Below are 14,413 nucleotides of genomic sequence, written 5' to 3'. Positions count from 1 at the left end.
CTTCTAAGGCCGATCAGTTGAAAAGGAGATTTTAACCATGGCTTTTAAAGTATTAAACGTAGATCACATTGGTATTGGTGTTACTGATTTAGCAGCAACAAAAGAATTCTACAAAAACGCATTAGGTATTCAACATCTTCCTGAAGATGAAGTAGTAGAAGAACAGAAAGTAAAAGTAAGCTTCTTCCCATGTGGCGACGCTGAATTGGAATTCTTGGAATCCACTACTCCTGATGGCCCTATCGGCAAATTCATCGAAAAAAATGGTGGCCGTAACGGTATCCAACACGTGGCTTTACGCGTAGATAATATTGAAGCAGCAATCGCTGACTTGATGGAAAAAGGCATTCGTATGATTGACGAAAAACCTCGCTACGGTGCTGGCGGATCTGCTATTGCTTTCATTCATCCAAAAGCAACTGGTGGCGTTCTTCTTGAACTTTGCCAGAGAATGAAGTAATATTAAGATATATAATTTATTTATATAAAACTTTATGGAGGTGTAGTAATGGCAACAGTCCAAGAAAAGATTGAGTTGTTACACAAAAAGTTGGAAATTGTGAAACTTGGCGGCGGGGAAAAACGTATTGAATCCCAGCACAACAAAGGCAAAATGACGGCCCGTGAACGTATCGCTAAGTTATTTGACGAAGGTAGCTTCGTTGAATTGGATCAATTTGTTAAACATCGTTGTGTAAACTTCGGTCAAGATAAAAAAGAATTACCGGGTGAAGGTGTAGTTACCGGTTGGGGTACTATCGATGGTCGCTTGGTATATGCATTCGCTCAGGACTTCACTGTAGAAGGTGGTTCTTTAGGTGAAATGCACGCTGCTAAAATTGTTAAAGTACAACGTTTAGCTATGAAAATGGGCGCTCCTATTATCGGTATCAATGATTCCGGCGGAGCTCGTATTCAGGAAGCTGTTGACGCATTAGCTGGCTATGGTAAAATCTTCTTCGAAAATACCAATGCATCCGGCGTTATCCCTCAGATTTCCGTAATCATGGGACCATGTGCCGGTGGTGCAGTATATTCTCCAGCATTGACTGACTTCATTTACATGGTTAAAAACACTTCTCAGATGTTCATCACCGGTCCTGCCGTAATTAAATCGGTAACTGCTGAAGATGTAACTGCTGAAGCACTTGGTGGCGCTATGGCTCACAACAGTGTATCCGGTGTTGCTCACTTCGCAGCTGAAGACGAAGATGATTGCATCCAACAGATTCGTTACTTGTTAAGCTTCTTACCAAGCAACAATATGGAAGATGTACCTCTTGTTGAAACAGGTGATGATCCTAACCGTATCTCTGAAGAACTTAACACATTATTGCCAGACAACAGCAATATGCCTTATAATATGTTAGACGTAATCTCTGCTGTTGTAGATAACGGTGAATACTATGAAGTTCAACCTTTCTATGCAACTAATATCATTACTTGCTTCGCTCGTTTCAACGGCCAAAGCGTAGGTATTATTGCTAACCAGCCAAAAGTAATGGCAGGTTGTCTTGATATTAATGCATCCGATAAATCTTCTCGCTTTATCCGCTTCTGTGATGCATTCAATATTCCAATCGTTAACTTCGTAGACGTTCCTGGTTTCTTGCCTGGTACTAACCAAGAATGGGGCGGTATCATTCGTCATGGTGCGAAAATGTTATACGCTTATTCCGAAGCTACAGTACCTAAGATTACTGTTATTACTCGAAAAGCATACGGTGGTTCTTATCTCGCTATGTGTTCTCAAGACCTCGGTGCCGATCAAGTATATGCATGGCCTACATCTGAAATCGCAGTTATGGGACCTGCAGGTGCAGCTAATATCATCTTCCGTAAAGACGCTGATAAAGATGAAAAAACTGCCAAATATGTTGAAGAATTTGCTACACCATACAAAGCAGCTGAACGCGGTTTCGTAGATGCTGTAATCGAACCAAAAGTAACTCGTCCTGCAATCATTAATGCACTCGCTATGCTTGCAAGTAAGAGTGAATCTCGTGCAGCTAAAAAACATGGTAACATTCCATTATAATTTTTAGAATGTAAAACTTAGTTTTGATTTGGAGTATCAAAATTCTTGTTCTTTGTTGTTAAATAGAAAGAGGAATTTATTATGGGAGGAAACGAAAGTGCTATGAACCCGTGGCTATTTATGGCAATCAATATGACTGTCGTATTTGCCGTGTTGGCTGTATTAGGTGCAATCATGGTCTTGACTCATAAACTTGACCCTACAAAAAAAAAGCCTAGTGAACCAGCCAAAAGCGTAGCGCCAGCAGCTGCTCCTGTGACTGCAGCAGCGCCAGTGGTAGCTAATGATGAACCTGTAGTAGCCGCTATTACGGGAGCCATCGTGGCTATGGGTTACTCGTCAGATCAAATTGCATCAATTCGTCCAGCTTCGACCAGTCGGAACTGGAGACTAGATGGCAGACTAAGTGGTAGATACTAGTCAAACGTAATCTAGGAGGTGTAAACATGAGCAAGACGGAATCTAAAGCCGGTAGCAACAAAGTAAATGATGAAGTGGTTGCAGTAATCACTAGTGCTATCAGCGCTATGGGTTATTCGGCTAATCAGATTGCCAGTATTCGTCCAAGCGTAAGTATCCATAACTGGAAATTGGACGGACGTTTGCGCATGAGTCGTTAATTGTAATATTGTGATGAAGAAGTAGCAATTAGCATTGAAGTTTATATGTTTGGAGGATAACAAAATGAAAAAATTTAGCGTAACTGTAAACGGTACTGTATATGATGTTGAAGTTAATGAAGTAAAAGTTGGCGGCGCAGCAGCTCCAGCACCAGCAGCAGCTCCTGCACCTAAAGCAGCTCCAGCTCCAGCACCTGTAGCAGCTCCAGCTCCTAAAGCAGCAGCTCCAGTAGCAGCCGGCGCAACTACAGTTAAAGCTCCAATGCCTGGTAAAATCTTATCTGTAGCAGTTTCCGCCGGTCAGGCAGTTAAAAAAGGCGACCTTTTATTAGTTCTTGAAGCTATGAAAATGCAGAACGAAATCTACGCTCCACAGGACGCTACTGTATCTGAAGTTCGCGTATCCGCTAACCAGACTGTAGCTACCGGCGAAGACATGGTAGTTTTAGGCTAATAAAACATTTGTAGTGAATTGTTGATAATATCATTAATTAAGTTCTCTGAGAAAGGAGATCACATATGGATACCTTTATCGTAGCGGTCTCTTCCGTTTGGACAGACAGTGGGTTCGTTAACTTCAACTGGGGCAACGGCGTTATGATCTTAGTAGGTTTACTACTATTGTACATGGCCTTTGCTAAAGAATTCGAACCATTATTGCTCTCTCCAATCGCTTTTGGTTGTATTCTCGCCAATATCCCGCGTAATGGTTTTGAAGAAGGGGTTATGGCCCTTATCAGTGCCGGGGTTTCTAATGAAATCTTCCCTCCACTTATCTTCTTAGGTGTAGGTGCGATGACTGACTTCGGTCCTTTAATTGCTAACCCTAAAACATTGTTCTTAGGGGCAGCAGCTCAAATCGGTGTTTTCGTTGCGTTAGCCGGTTCTATGGTGATTGGTTTCACTGCACCACAGGCAGCTGCAATTGGTATTATTGGTGGTGCTGATGGTCCTACATCCATTTACTTGGCTACTAAATTGGCACCAGAATTACTCGGTGCTATCGCCGTAGCGGCCTATTCTTATATGTCCTTAGTACCATTAATCCAACCACCGGTTATGAAGTTGTTAACAACGCATAAAGAACGTGAAGTTGTTATGGAACAGCTTCGTGAAGTTTCTCGTTTTGAAAGAATTGCATTCCCAATCCTTTCCACTATCTTCATTTCCTTGTTATTACCATCCATCACTTCCTTGTTAGGTATGTTGATGTTAGGTAACTTGTTCCGTGAATCCGGTGTAACTGAACGTTTATCCGATACTTCTCAAAACGCATTGATCAATACTGTTACCATCTTCTTGGCAACAGGTACCGGTCTTACTATGAATGCTGAACACTTCTTAACAATTGAAACCATTAAGATTATCATCTTAGGTTTAATTGCGTTCATCTTTGGTACTGCCGGTGGCGTATTGTTCGGTAAACTTATGTACATCTTGGATGGCGGTAAAACAAACCCACTCATTGGTTCGGCCGGTGTATCCGCGGTTCCAATGGCAGCTCGTGTATCTCAGGTAGTAGGTGCTAAAGCAAACCCTGCTAACTTCTTGTTGATGCATGCTATGGGTCCTAACGTAGCCGGCGTTATCGGTACTGCAGTTGCAGCCGGTACTATGCTTGCCATGTTAGGTGCACACTAATTAAATATTAAAATGCTATCTTGGGGGGATTCTCCCCCCCCCAAGCCTAGTTTTTTACTTGTCGATTTACAGTAATGTGAAGAGATACTTTGACAATAGGTTCTGCTCGAAGTATTCTTTGGGGATATTACAGACTTGTATCGATAAATCGTATTGCATTTATAATTTAATGTAGAGGTGATTTAGACTTGTTCTCCATAGAATTGAAAATTTTAATTTCTTTCGCGTGGGCACTTATTGTCTTTTTAGTTGTAGCCTTAATTATCGGACCTGAGCGCAAAGCTCAATGGTTCCAACGTCGTAAAAAGTATTCCTTCTTTAATCGACGAGGTTTTATTAGTGAACACTTATTTTTCGGTTATCCTAAGACTAAGGAAGGTATTTTTATAACGGCAGGCATGGTAACTGCGATTGGAGCAGTTATTCTCGGTCTGTATTATGTGTAGCCTTAGTATAAGATAGAATAGTTCTAATTATATATAATCGATAACTGAAACTATATAATTGAATAATTTGATTCATTTCCTAAAATTAAGGAGTTTGCTAATAAATTTAGTGAATATTGAATTATTAAAAAGGAGTTGACTTTACATGGATGCTGCAGTACAAACGTTGATCGTACTCGCTGTTATGGCGGTTTTCTTTGTAACTGAAATTATCCCGCTCGCCATTACCTCCTTGGGTGGTGCCATTGCTTTAGCATTGATGGGGATTATTAGTAGTAAAGAAGCATTTTCCGGCTTATCCGATAGTACCGTAGTATTATTTGCCGGTATGTTCGTTGTAGGCGGTGCTTTATTCTACACCGGTTTAGCCCAGAAAATTGGGGAAACCGTAGTATCCAAAGCCGGTACCAGTGAAAACGGCTTAATGTTCGCAATCATGGCTGTTACAGCCGGCATGTCCGCATTCTTGTCCAACACCGGTACAGCTGCTGCTTTATTACCTGTAGTAGTTGGTATCTGTGCGGTTGCTAAAATTCCTGCCAGCCGTCAATTAATGCCGTTAGCATTCGCTGCCGGTATCGGTGGTATTATCACAATGGTTGGTACGCCTCCAAACATTATCGTTAACGGTGCTTTATCTAAAGCCGGTATCGAACAATTCGGTTTCTTCGAATTTGCTTGGATTGGTATTCCTTTGACAGTTGCAGCTATCGCTTTCATGATGTTCATCGGTAAATATTTCTTGCCTAAACATGAAATTACTGATGCCGGTGAAGTTGAACAAGAAGTAGCTGCTGAAGATGTTTCTAACGATCCTAAGAAACAATTATACTCCGGTTTAATTCTTTTAGCCGTTATCGTATTGATGATTTTAGGCGCCCCATTGAAAAAAATCGGTATCAACTTACCATTAAGCTTAGTAGCTGTAGTAGGTGCCATTGCTTGCGTACTTACCGGTTGCTTGAAAGAAAAACAAGCTTACACTTCCATTGACTGGGTAACAATCTTCTTGTTCGCAGGTATGATGCCTGTAGCAGGTGCTATGGATAAATCCGGTGCCGGTCAATTAATTGCTAATGCAGTACTTGGCGTTATGGGTGCTGATCCTAGCCCTTACTTTGCAACAGCAGTATTATTCATATTATCTTGTGTTATGACTCAGTTCATGTCCAATACCGCATCTTGTGCATTGCTTGCTCCTATCGGTATCGCAATTGCAAAAGGTATGGGTGCTGACCCTCATGCCGTATTAATGGCTATCGGCGTTGCTGCATCTTGTGCTTTCGGTACACCTGTTGGTACGCCTCCAAACACATTGGTACTTGGCCCTGGTCAATACAAATTCATGGACTATGTTAAAGCCGGTGTTCCATTGATTATCGTGTGCTTCATCGTAAGTATCTTGATTATCCCAATGGTATGGCCTTTCTTCCCTGGTAAATAATTACCGGTCTATGAGTAATATTTAGTTGAGATAATACTAAAAAATACTTTATAATTAATGTTGAGGCGGTGCGCTTTACGTACTGCTTCAACATTTTTTATTTTATTGAACGGAATTTGTATGGGAGTTTATGATTATGAAAATTTTCGGTAAGGCTGAATCGAAACGGAGTAAAACAGCCGCTTTTGTTATAGCCTTCTTCTGTATTTTATTATTGATTGCTATGGGCTGGACAATATCCAGAAGTATTGCCAAGGGTATTATTATCCTGGATGAATTATTCGTTGAAGTGGTGGCTTTATTTGTCATTTTAAAGTCCGCTGTTGCACAATATACCTATCTCTTAACTGAAGATAAATTGGTGATTGTAGAAAAAATTTTCTTTTACACTACAAAGATGGAAATTCCATACAATATGATAGATGGTGTGTATGCACATAAAACCGAATTTATCAGTAAATTCCGTTTGCGTTATAAATATCGGAAATGTTCAACCGTAGATAATCGTCCTATTTGGGCTTTGATATATTCCATTGTAAACGGTAAAAAGATTAAAAACGGTCGTGTTCTTTTAAAAGCAGAACCGGCTTTTTTTGAAGCTTTTGACAAATTTGTACCGAATCGAATCTGTGCGCCACAGGCTGATGTTATGTTGTATTCCTACGCAAGACGCGATGCCGTAATGCACGATGAATCTGTAGAAGAATATTTTAAGAAATTATCCGGTGACTCTGAAGATTCGGCAGATACAGAAGGTACTGATAATACAAGCAATACAGGAAATGTAGGGGATGCAGGAAATATTGGGCATATAGTAAATTCGAAAGAGGAGGGGGCTCGTTAGTATGAGTCATGAGGAATTAACTAAAAAACGTAAGGCGTTAATCGATGAACGCACCGAGCGTTTAGAAGAATGGCGAAAACTAATCCAATTGGCAGACAGACCGCCTTTGGCTATTTCCGTAATCGGATTTGTTTTAATTGCTGCCGGCACAGTTATGGTATACTTGGTGGAACATCCGAGTATTTATGAACCGATGTTCTTAGGTGGTCTTGCATTAATGTTGGTAGGGGCGGCCGTTTTTTATAACAGTAAAATAACGGTCGATAATCGTTTTAAACGTAAACAAAAATTACGTGGCATAGTAGAAGACTTGAATGAAGAAATTAGATTGGCCTCACATGAATTAGGAGTACCTAATCCAAAAATAAAAATGCCGAAAGATCCAAGTAAACGAAAGAAGTAATTGATAATACTAGTCATTTGAAATTGAGCATGATTTACATCTTAAATGAGAATGCACAGTTTGCCTATAGTTGGACAAAAAATGCTTAAATGTATATTGAAAATATGTATCAATAAGCTAAGAAGTGGCATTCCTACTATGTTAATTACTCATCTGAACTTGCATAAAAATAATAAGAAATCATTCTCCATAAGTTTGACAAGAAGAAAAAATCGTGCCATAATGAGAATATAAAGTTAAGGTAAGTTCCTTAAAGAAATGATAATTCAGAAATTATCCGGTATATTTTGTGGAGGTGTCCAATTATGAGAGTAATCGGTGACGAATGTATTAAATGTGGTTCTTGTGCTTCTGTATGCCCAGTTGGCGCTATCAGCGAAGGCGAACTTAAATACGAAATCAATGAAACTTGCATCGACTGCGGTTCTTGCGAATCCGTATGCCCTGTAGGCACTATTCATCCAGCTGAATAATCATTGGATGCTCAAAGCCCTCTAGATAGAGGGCTTTTTTTCTTGCCATTTTTTGTAAATAGTATGAAATTATGGTACTAAAGAACCTAAAATTTAATACTGCAGATAGGAATACGGTGGTTTGAGTAGACCAAAACGAGCATTTTATGTCATAATACATAGTAAAGGCAGATATATAGTAATCGTATATAACCTAAATTAACCGATAAAGGATGGATATAGTGTATATTATAATTGGCATTGTATGGTTCGTATTGGACCAACTGACAAAACAGTGGGTACAGGCATCATTCACGCTGGGTGAATCGTTGCCGGTTATACCTAATGTATTTCATTTAACTTATATTTTAAACAAAGGAGCCGCCTTTGGTATCTTAGCCAATCAGCGTCTGTTTTTTTTATGTATAGTCGCTGTATTGCTGATTGCTTTATGGTATTTTCGCCGGTATATTTTAAACGGCGATGTTTGGACCAAATTGGGCACAACCTTATTGGTGAGCGGTGCTTTGGGAAATGGCTGGGACCGATATCATTTGGGCGCTGTAGTCGATTTCTTTGACTTCAGAGTATGGCCGATTTTTAATGTGGCAGATATCGGTATTTGTGTCGGTGTAGTGCTGTTGGCGATTCACTTGTGGCGAACACCGCATGAAGGAGGTAACAAATGAATTCGGATACTTTACATACCATGGATGATATGAATGAAAATATTGAAGCGGAAACAACCGGTATCGATAAAACGATTACCTTAACTGTTCCCGACGATAAAGAAGGGGAACGTCTAGATGTGTACTTAACCTCCATTATGGAAGGTTCGCGCAGTTATGTGCAACAACTTATAAAAAGCGGTGCCGTGACGGTCAATCAAAAGACAGGTAAAAGTAATCTTAAATTGACGGTGGGCTCTACAATTATGGTAGTTGTACCGAAACCTCAAGCCGTAGAAGTTAAACCGGAAGATATTCCACTTGATATCCTTTTTGAAGACCACGATATCATTATTATCAACAAACCGCGCGGCATGGTGGTACATCCGGCGGTAGGGAATTATACGGGTACGCTCGTGAATGCGTTATTGTTCCACTGCAGAGATTTGTCCGGCATTAACGGTGAAATTCGTCCCGGTATCGTACATCGTTTGGATAAGGATACATCCGGCGTTATGATGGCGGCTAAAAATGATTTGGCTCATATCGGCCTGGCCGAACAGGTAAAGGCACATTCCGCAACGCGTACTTACTATGCTCTGGTACACGGCAATATCGTAGAAGAACGGGGCACGATTAAAGCACCTATCGGTCGTCATCCGAAAGATCGTATGAAAATGGCAGTTGTTTTTGAAAACAGCAAGGAAGCGGTAACTCATTTTACCGTTGTGGAACGTTTCGGGAAACATACTTTGGTTCAATGTGTGTTGGAAACCGGCCGTACTCATCAAATTCGCGTGCATTTTGCACATATCGGCCATCCGGTTGTTAATGACCCGTTCTACGGCTATCGTAAGATGGATTTCCCAATTGAAGGGCAGGCCTTACATTCCTTCAGCTTAGCTTTGAAACATCCGATTTCGGGGCAAGATCTGTACTTTGAAGCACCGTTGTCGGAGGACTTTTTAGCTTGCTTGGAATATGCTAAAACTCATAATGTATAAGGAGTCAGCTATGCAGGAAAAACGGATTCTTATGGACGAACAGGCTATGATGCGTGCCATTCGACGTATCAGCCATGAAATTTTAGAACGTAATAAAGGTCTGGAAAATGCGCTTATTTTAGGGATTGAACGTCGCGGTATTTATTTGGCACAACGCTTGCAGGCTCAAATTGAAGCGATTGAAGGCGTTCATATTGATGTAGCGACAATTAATGTAGCCATGTATCGTGATGATCGTACGACTAAAGGCAAAGAAGGTCCGCCATTTACTTTGGATACGACGGGTAAACTCGTTATCCTGGTGGATGATGTACTCTATACGGGTCGGACGATTCGTTCCGCCCTTAATGCGTTAATGGAAGTTGGCCGTCCGCGAGCCATTCAATTGGCTGTTTTAGTTGACCGCGGTCATCGTGAATTACCGATTCGTGCCGATTATGTGGGCAAAAATATTCCTACATCTCATATGGAAACAGTACGCGTCAATGTTAAAGAGCAGGACGGGGAAGACAGCGTTACCATTTCGTAATTACTGAATTATAAAAGGCCATTGCAGTTTAAATCACTGCAATGGCCTTTTGGCTTTTATGGGACACTTGATTTGGGGTTAAATTTCGAACTTATTTTGTTTTATACCCTATTCTGGTTTATAACTTCATTTTGTCCTATAATCCTATTTTGGTCTATAATTTTATTTTGCTCTATAAATCTATAGCGTTATTTTTTTATATACCAAGGAGTGAAGTAGAAGTCTTCGCCGCCTTTTCGATTTGAAGCATTTTTGATACATAACTTTTGGATATCCGTGGCTTTTTGATCGAGGGTAGCCATTTCGGCAGTAAGACCGGTAGCGGTATTTACAAAAGGAGCCCATTTTTGAATGAGCGGTACGTCAAATTCTTTGCGTTGCAGCCATGGTCTGGCTGCATCAGTGAAGCCAAGTAAACGGCCGTATTGCGGGCCCGTTTCATGAGCCTCATCCTGTAAACGCCGGCTGATACCGAGAACAGTATAAGTCGCCATGCGATTTAAGCGGGCATAGGAATAGCGTTTGGATTTTAAGGAGTCAAGGGCTGACGTCCATGATTCCTTTTGACCGGCCGACGGCCATACTTGATGAAGCCCTTCATTGAAGTCGGCTAAAGACGCTAATTGTGTTGCCGATAGTTTACGACTTTCATAAAGAATAAAATCGTGGTACCGTTCTATTTCGGTATAATCGTTAAACAAGATTTTTTCTTGGCAGTCGGCGATTATATTAGCCGGAAGGTAAGGCGCCAGTGTTTTACTAAGGTGATCTTTATTGTCATTAGTTCGGATTTGACGACGTAAGGCCGAACCTGAAGACCAATCAGTGGTCAGCTCATCATTATGATGTTCGCCTTCGCGCTTAACAGGGATGAGGTTCATGTTAAGCCCGTATGTTTGAATTGCTTTGGTGTACTCCAGCCCCAGGAGTGCATTCGGTTGATTGACGATAGGAGCAGCTTCGGGATATTGAGCAATGATGGCTTGGCGTAAGGCCGTGCCGTAGAATTCACCGTTTTTCATGGCTTGGCGACAGGCTTCTTGAACAGCTTTGTCGCTACTTTTGGCAGCAATTTTTTGTAATAAGGCGGCATTATTTGTTTCGGAGCCGAAGGACAGGGCTCGTGCCCCCAGTTGATGCAGTAATCTGACAGCACCGGCGGCAAAACGTTCAGCATTTGCCGTAGCATAAACGGTGGGGAGTTCAATGACGGCATGAGCTCCGTTTAATAAGGCCCAGCGAGCCCGGGTAAATTTGTCAAAAAGGGCCGGTTCACCCCGTTGTACGAAGGAACCGCTCATGACGACGATACGAAGTGCATCGGGATAGCGTTCGGCCAAAGTATTCAGTTGGTAGGCATGACCCGTATGAAACGGATTATATTCGGTAACAATTCCGATACAATTCATAATAGGACTCCTTTGAAAATTTGATAGTATTTTATCTGTTTGTATCATTATAGCATAGATATTTTAGGGATATAAAAGCTGTTTTTTCATTACAAAATGATGTTTTTACAATAAAATTACAGTAAATATATATATGTATAAAAATAATAGTGATTATGTCTAAAAAGAGGCGTGCAAGTAATCGCAAAGAATGGTATAATTTAAACGTACGTGATTGCTTGTACAAAGATTTTGAATCGAGGGATATTATGAAGAAATGGTTCACTGTTTTTTGCATGGCTTTGCTGGTGTTTGTGATTAGCGGCTGTGGCAGTGATAATGCACTGGATTCTTATAGTTTCGGTCACAAAGTGATTAAGAGCGGCAACTCGGAAATTACCGTTGCCTTACCTTACGATATAGGCGTACAGCCTAATACAACCAAAAATGCGTTGGGATATCCCGTAACAACGTATTTAGGGGCCGATAAAAACTTCCTGGTTTCCATTGAAGCTATCTCTCCGAAAGCCGGTCAGTCTTTACCGACAGCGGTTGCTTATGGCGCTGAAACTCGAAGCTTTTATGAAAAAAACTTCGGCGATAAATTGACATGGTCGGATGAGATGAAAACGGTAGACGGCGTGACAGCCTTTACCTCATCGGCTACACTTATAGCCAACCAAATCCAAATTCGTTTCTTTCAGTACACGTTTGCCGATAAAGGTGTATTGTGGAATATAACCTATCAGTATCCTGTTGACAGCACAATGGGAGCTCAGATTTCTGACCTTGTGGTAGGTAAAATTCAAATTACTAAGAAAGAGGGATAAGTAATGAATGTTTTAGTAGTAAACTGTGGTAGTTCTTCCTTAAAATACCAACTCATTGACATGGACAATGAAGCGGTATTAGCAAAAGGACAATTCGAAAAAATCGGTGCTGAAGATGCTATCTTCACTCACAAACGTCCGGATGCTGAAAAGTTGGAACGTGTAGAACCAATTTTGGACCACAAACAAGCGCTTAAAATTTTGCTCGACATTTTGGTTGATGCAGAATTCGGCGTAATTTCTTCCATGGATGAAATTGATGCAGTTGGTCATCGTGTGGTTCATGGTGCTGAAAAGTTTGCTGACTCCGTGTTGATTACACCGGCTGTTATGGAAGCTTTAGAAGAATGTGCTAAGATTGCACCTCTTCATAACCCACCAAACATCCAAGGTATTGAAGCTTGCGAAGCTATCATGCCTAAAGTTCCTCAGGTAGCTGTATTCGATACGGCTTTCCATCAGACTATGCCTGCTGAAGCTTTCCTTTACGGTTTGCCATACGAAGCATACACTGAACTTGGTGTTCGTCGTTACGGCTTCCACGGCACCAGCCATAAATATGTGGCTCAGCGTGTAGCTGAATTAATGGGCAAACACATGAGTGACTTGCGTATTATCTCTTGTCACCTTGGTAACGGTTCCAGTGTGTCAGCTATTAAAGCCGGTCGTTCCATCGACACTTCCATGGGCTTCACACCATTATCCGGTTTGATCATGGGTACTCGTTGCGGCGATATTGACCCTGCTATCGTACCTTTCTTGATGGACAAATGGGACATGACTTACCATGAAATCGATGCCATCATGAACAAAAAATCCGGTGTATTAGGTATCTCCGGTGTTTCCAATGACTTCCGCGTTATTGAAGAAGCTGCTGAAGAAGGTAACAAACGTGCTCAGTTGGCACTTGATATGTTCCACTACAAAGTTCGTTCCACAATCGGTGCTTATGCAGCTGTTATGGGCGGTGTAGACGTAATCGTATTCACAGCCGGTATCGGTGAAAACGGCATCGGTAACCGTGATGCTATCTGTAACGGTCTCGAATACCTCGGTACTCGTCTTGATCGTGAACGCAACAACGTACGCGGTAAAGAAACTGAAATCAGCGTAGAAGGTTCCAAAGTTAAAATCTTCGTAGTTCCTACTAACGAAGAAATTATGATTGCTCGTGATACAAAACGTATTACTTCAAGCCTTGTAATGAAAAACTGGTAATATAATAGTCTGACTGAAGATTTATAATCTAAACGATGACACTGCTCGCGCAGTACCTTTCGGGGTACTGCGCGTTGTAGTTTACGGCATATTCGGGGGTAAACATAAACGATGAAACTATATTTGGCATCGGCGTCACCGCGGCGTCGTGATTTATTGGAGCAATTGCATATTGAGTTTGAAGTTGTATCGAGCACTTATGAAGAACATAATGAACAGGCAATGAATCCGTATGAGTTAGTAGAAGCACAAGCCTTGGGGAAGGCGTTGGAGGCTCTTATTCCGGTAACGACAGACTCGGAAACAACGGAAGCAACGGACACAACGGACACAACAACGGCTGCAGAAAGTAAAGGATATATTGTTATCGGTTCTGATACGATTGTGGCACATAAGGGGCATGTTCTAGGAAAACCGGTCGATACGACAGAGGCGATTCAAATGCTGAAGGAATTATCCGGTGATACGCATGAAGTAGTGACCGGGGTAGCTCTTTGCCGATATGATGAACAACATCAATTGGTGGCTAAGGAAGTATTCCATGTGGTTACTAAAGTGGTATTTTATCCGCTCACCGATGAAGAAATTAAAACCTACGTGGCAACCGGAGAACCGCTTGATAAAGCCGGTGCCTATGGCATTCAGGGGCAGGGGGCTTATTTGGTAGAACGGATTGAAGGTTCATATACCAATGTGGTTGGCTTGCCGGTAGAGGTGGTAGCGAGATATTTACGTAAATTTTAAGGCCGTGTTTTAAGACAGCGATTTAAAGAAAGCTTCTCTAAAAGCAGAATTTTAAGCGGCGTGTTTTTTAGAGCAGTATTATTGGGGTAATATTTTTCGGGTAGTATTTTAGGTGTTGGCTTAGTGTATTGGTTAAGCAAGTAA

18 protein-coding genes are annotated in these 14,413 nt (G+C 41.3%); 17 read left to right on the top strand and 1 reads right to left on the bottom strand.

Translation table 11 applies throughout. The features are described 5' to 3' along the window. Positions 1-37: 37 nt before the first annotated feature. The 14 genes from mce (at position 38) to pyrR (ending at position 10,089) form a co-directional block, all read left to right on the top strand. On the top strand, positions 38-460 hold the full coding sequence (gene mce / locus EO126_RS03085) for a methylmalonyl-CoA epimerase (RefSeq protein ID WP_006555154.1): 423 nt from the start codon (positions 38-40) through the stop codon (positions 458-460). A gap of 48 nt (positions 461-508) precedes the next feature. Next, positions 509-2,038, top strand: a complete 1,530-nt coding sequence (gene mmdA, locus EO126_RS03080; RefSeq protein ID WP_127007518.1) for a methylmalonyl-CoA decarboxylase subunit alpha — start codon at positions 509-511, stop codon at positions 2,036-2,038. 81 nt (positions 2,039-2,119) lie between these two features. Continuing rightward, a complete protein-coding gene (gene mmdD / locus EO126_RS03075) occupies positions 2,120-2,458 on the top strand; it encodes a methylmalonyl-CoA decarboxylase subunit delta (protein ID WP_127007516.1) in 339 nt (112 codons plus the stop codon). A gap of 26 nt (positions 2,459-2,484) precedes the next feature. Continuing rightward, a complete protein-coding gene (gene mmdE, locus EO126_RS10695) occupies positions 2,485-2,658 on the top strand; it encodes a methylmalonyl-CoA decarboxylase subunit epsilon (protein ID WP_006555151.1) in 174 nt (57 codons plus the stop codon). 64 nt (positions 2,659-2,722) lie between these two features. Beyond that, entirely contained in the window at positions 2,723-3,112 is a 390-nt protein-coding gene (mmdC, locus tag EO126_RS03070; protein WP_127007514.1) for a methylmalonyl-CoA decarboxylase subunit gamma, read from the top strand. Positions 3,113-3,177: 65 nt separating this feature from the next. Further along, complete coding sequence (gene mmdB / locus EO126_RS03065; RefSeq protein WP_127007512.1) at positions 3,178-4,299, top strand: methylmalonyl-CoA decarboxylase subunit beta; 1,122 nt, start codon at positions 3,178-3,180, stop codon at positions 4,297-4,299. Between the two features lie 188 nt (positions 4,300-4,487). Continuing rightward, on the top strand, positions 4,488-4,745 hold the full coding sequence (locus EO126_RS03060; protein ID WP_006555148.1) for a hypothetical protein: 258 nt from the start codon (positions 4,488-4,490) through the stop codon (positions 4,743-4,745). 145 nt (positions 4,746-4,890) lie between these two features. Then, positions 4,891-6,189 (top strand): SLC13 family permease, encoded by a 1,299-nt coding sequence (locus EO126_RS03055; protein ID WP_127007510.1) that lies wholly within the window; start codon positions 4,891-4,893, stop codon positions 6,187-6,189. Between the two features lie 136 nt (positions 6,190-6,325). Then, positions 6,326-7,033: a hypothetical protein gene (locus EO126_RS03050; protein WP_127007508.1), complete on the top strand. Its 708-nt coding sequence runs from the start codon at positions 6,326-6,328 to the stop codon at positions 7,031-7,033. Position 7,034: 1 nt separating this feature from the next. Beyond that, positions 7,035-7,436 (top strand): DUF2065 domain-containing protein, encoded by a 402-nt coding sequence (locus EO126_RS03045; protein WP_127007506.1) that lies wholly within the window; start codon positions 7,035-7,037, stop codon positions 7,434-7,436. A 305-nt stretch (positions 7,437-7,741) separates the two neighbouring features. Beyond that, positions 7,742-7,909 carry a DUF362 domain-containing protein gene (locus EO126_RS03040; RefSeq protein ID WP_006555144.1) on the top strand — a complete coding sequence of 56 codons (168 nt, stop codon included), beginning with the start codon at positions 7,742-7,744 and terminating at the stop codon, positions 7,907-7,909. A 221-nt stretch (positions 7,910-8,130) separates the two neighbouring features. Beyond that, on the top strand, positions 8,131-8,577 hold the full coding sequence (gene lspA / locus EO126_RS03035) for a signal peptidase II (protein ID WP_006555143.1): 447 nt from the start codon (positions 8,131-8,133) through the stop codon (positions 8,575-8,577). Further along, a complete protein-coding gene (locus EO126_RS03030; protein ID WP_006555142.1) occupies positions 8,574-9,560 on the top strand; it encodes an RluA family pseudouridine synthase in 987 nt (328 codons plus the stop codon). The genes lspA and EO126_RS03030 overlap by 4 nt, the downstream gene beginning before the upstream one ends. 10 nt (positions 9,561-9,570) lie before the next feature. Continuing rightward, positions 9,571-10,089 carry a bifunctional pyr operon transcriptional regulator/uracil phosphoribosyltransferase PyrR gene (pyrR, locus tag EO126_RS03025; protein ID WP_006555141.1) on the top strand — a complete coding sequence of 173 codons (519 nt, stop codon included), beginning with the start codon at positions 9,571-9,573 and terminating at the stop codon, positions 10,087-10,089. Positions 10,090-10,277: 188 nt separating this feature from the next. On the opposite strand, the gene EO126_RS03020 is transcribed toward pyrR, so the two are convergent. Further along, on the bottom strand, positions 10,278-11,498 hold the full coding sequence (locus tag EO126_RS03020; RefSeq protein WP_164726694.1) for a tRNA(Met) cytidine acetate ligase: 1,221 nt from the start codon (positions 11,496-11,498) through the stop codon (positions 10,278-10,280). Between the two features lie 248 nt (positions 11,499-11,746). On the opposite strand from EO126_RS03020, the gene EO126_RS03015 reads away from it, so the two are divergent. The 3 genes from EO126_RS03015 to EO126_RS03005 all read left to right on the top strand — a co-directional run bounded on the left by EO126_RS03015 (position 11,747) and on the right by EO126_RS03005 (position 14,269). Beyond that, a complete protein-coding gene (locus EO126_RS03015; protein ID WP_127007502.1) occupies positions 11,747-12,307 on the top strand; it encodes a hypothetical protein in 561 nt (186 codons plus the stop codon). A 3-nt stretch (positions 12,308-12,310) separates the two neighbouring features. Then, positions 12,311-13,525, top strand: a complete 1,215-nt coding sequence (locus EO126_RS03010) for an acetate/propionate family kinase (protein ID WP_006555138.1) — start codon at positions 12,311-12,313, stop codon at positions 13,523-13,525. Positions 13,526-13,636: 111 nt separating this feature from the next. Then, the gene (locus tag EO126_RS03005; RefSeq protein WP_127007500.1) at positions 13,637-14,269 is read left to right on the top strand and encodes a Maf family protein; all 633 of its coding nucleotides are present in this window, start codon (positions 13,637-13,639) and stop codon (positions 14,267-14,269) included. Positions 14,270-14,413 lie beyond the last annotated feature (144 nt).

The organism is Veillonella seminalis, from assembly GCF_003992065.1.
In the GTDB taxonomy this organism is placed as follows: Bacteria; Bacillota; Negativicutes; order Veillonellales; family Veillonellaceae; genus Veillonella_A; species Veillonella_A seminalis.
The sequence above is the reverse complement of the archived record's forward strand: the minus strand, read 5'-3'. Positions and strand labels throughout refer to the sequence as shown.

Coding starts and splice junctions, on each gene's coding strand:
- EO126_RS03015 (WP_127007502.1), top strand. CDS start 11,747: ATGAAGAAATGGTTCACTGTTTTTTGCATGGCTTTGCTGGTGTTTGTG.
- EO126_RS03045 (WP_127007506.1), top strand. CDS start 7,035: ATGAGTCATGAGGAATTAACTAAAAAACGTAAGGCGTTAATCGATGAA.
- EO126_RS03020 (WP_164726694.1), bottom strand. CDS start 11,498: ATGAATTGTATCGGAATTGTTACCGAATATAATCCGTTTCATACGGGT.
- mmdA (WP_127007518.1), top strand. CDS start 509: ATGGCAACAGTCCAAGAAAAGATTGAGTTGTTACACAAAAAGTTGGAA.
- mce (WP_006555154.1), top strand. CDS start 38: ATGGCTTTTAAAGTATTAAACGTAGATCACATTGGTATTGGTGTTACT.
- mmdB (WP_127007512.1), top strand. CDS start 3,178: ATGGATACCTTTATCGTAGCGGTCTCTTCCGTTTGGACAGACAGTGGG.
- pyrR (WP_006555141.1), top strand. CDS start 9,571: ATGCAGGAAAAACGGATTCTTATGGACGAACAGGCTATGATGCGTGCC.
- mmdC (WP_127007514.1), top strand. CDS start 2,723: ATGAAAAAATTTAGCGTAACTGTAAACGGTACTGTATATGATGTTGAA.
- EO126_RS03030 (WP_006555142.1), top strand. CDS start 8,574: ATGAATTCGGATACTTTACATACCATGGATGATATGAATGAAAATATT.
- EO126_RS03005 (WP_127007500.1), top strand. CDS start 13,637: ATGAAACTATATTTGGCATCGGCGTCACCGCGGCGTCGTGATTTATTG.
- EO126_RS03010 (WP_006555138.1), top strand. CDS start 12,311: ATGAATGTTTTAGTAGTAAACTGTGGTAGTTCTTCCTTAAAATACCAA.
- mmdE (WP_006555151.1), top strand. CDS start 2,485: ATGAGCAAGACGGAATCTAAAGCCGGTAGCAACAAAGTAAATGATGAA.
- EO126_RS03040 (WP_006555144.1), top strand. CDS start 7,742: ATGAGAGTAATCGGTGACGAATGTATTAAATGTGGTTCTTGTGCTTCT.
- EO126_RS03050 (WP_127007508.1), top strand. CDS start 6,326: ATGAAAATTTTCGGTAAGGCTGAATCGAAACGGAGTAAAACAGCCGCT.
- mmdD (WP_127007516.1), top strand. CDS start 2,120: ATGGGAGGAAACGAAAGTGCTATGAACCCGTGGCTATTTATGGCAATC.
- EO126_RS03055 (WP_127007510.1), top strand. CDS start 4,891: ATGGATGCTGCAGTACAAACGTTGATCGTACTCGCTGTTATGGCGGTT.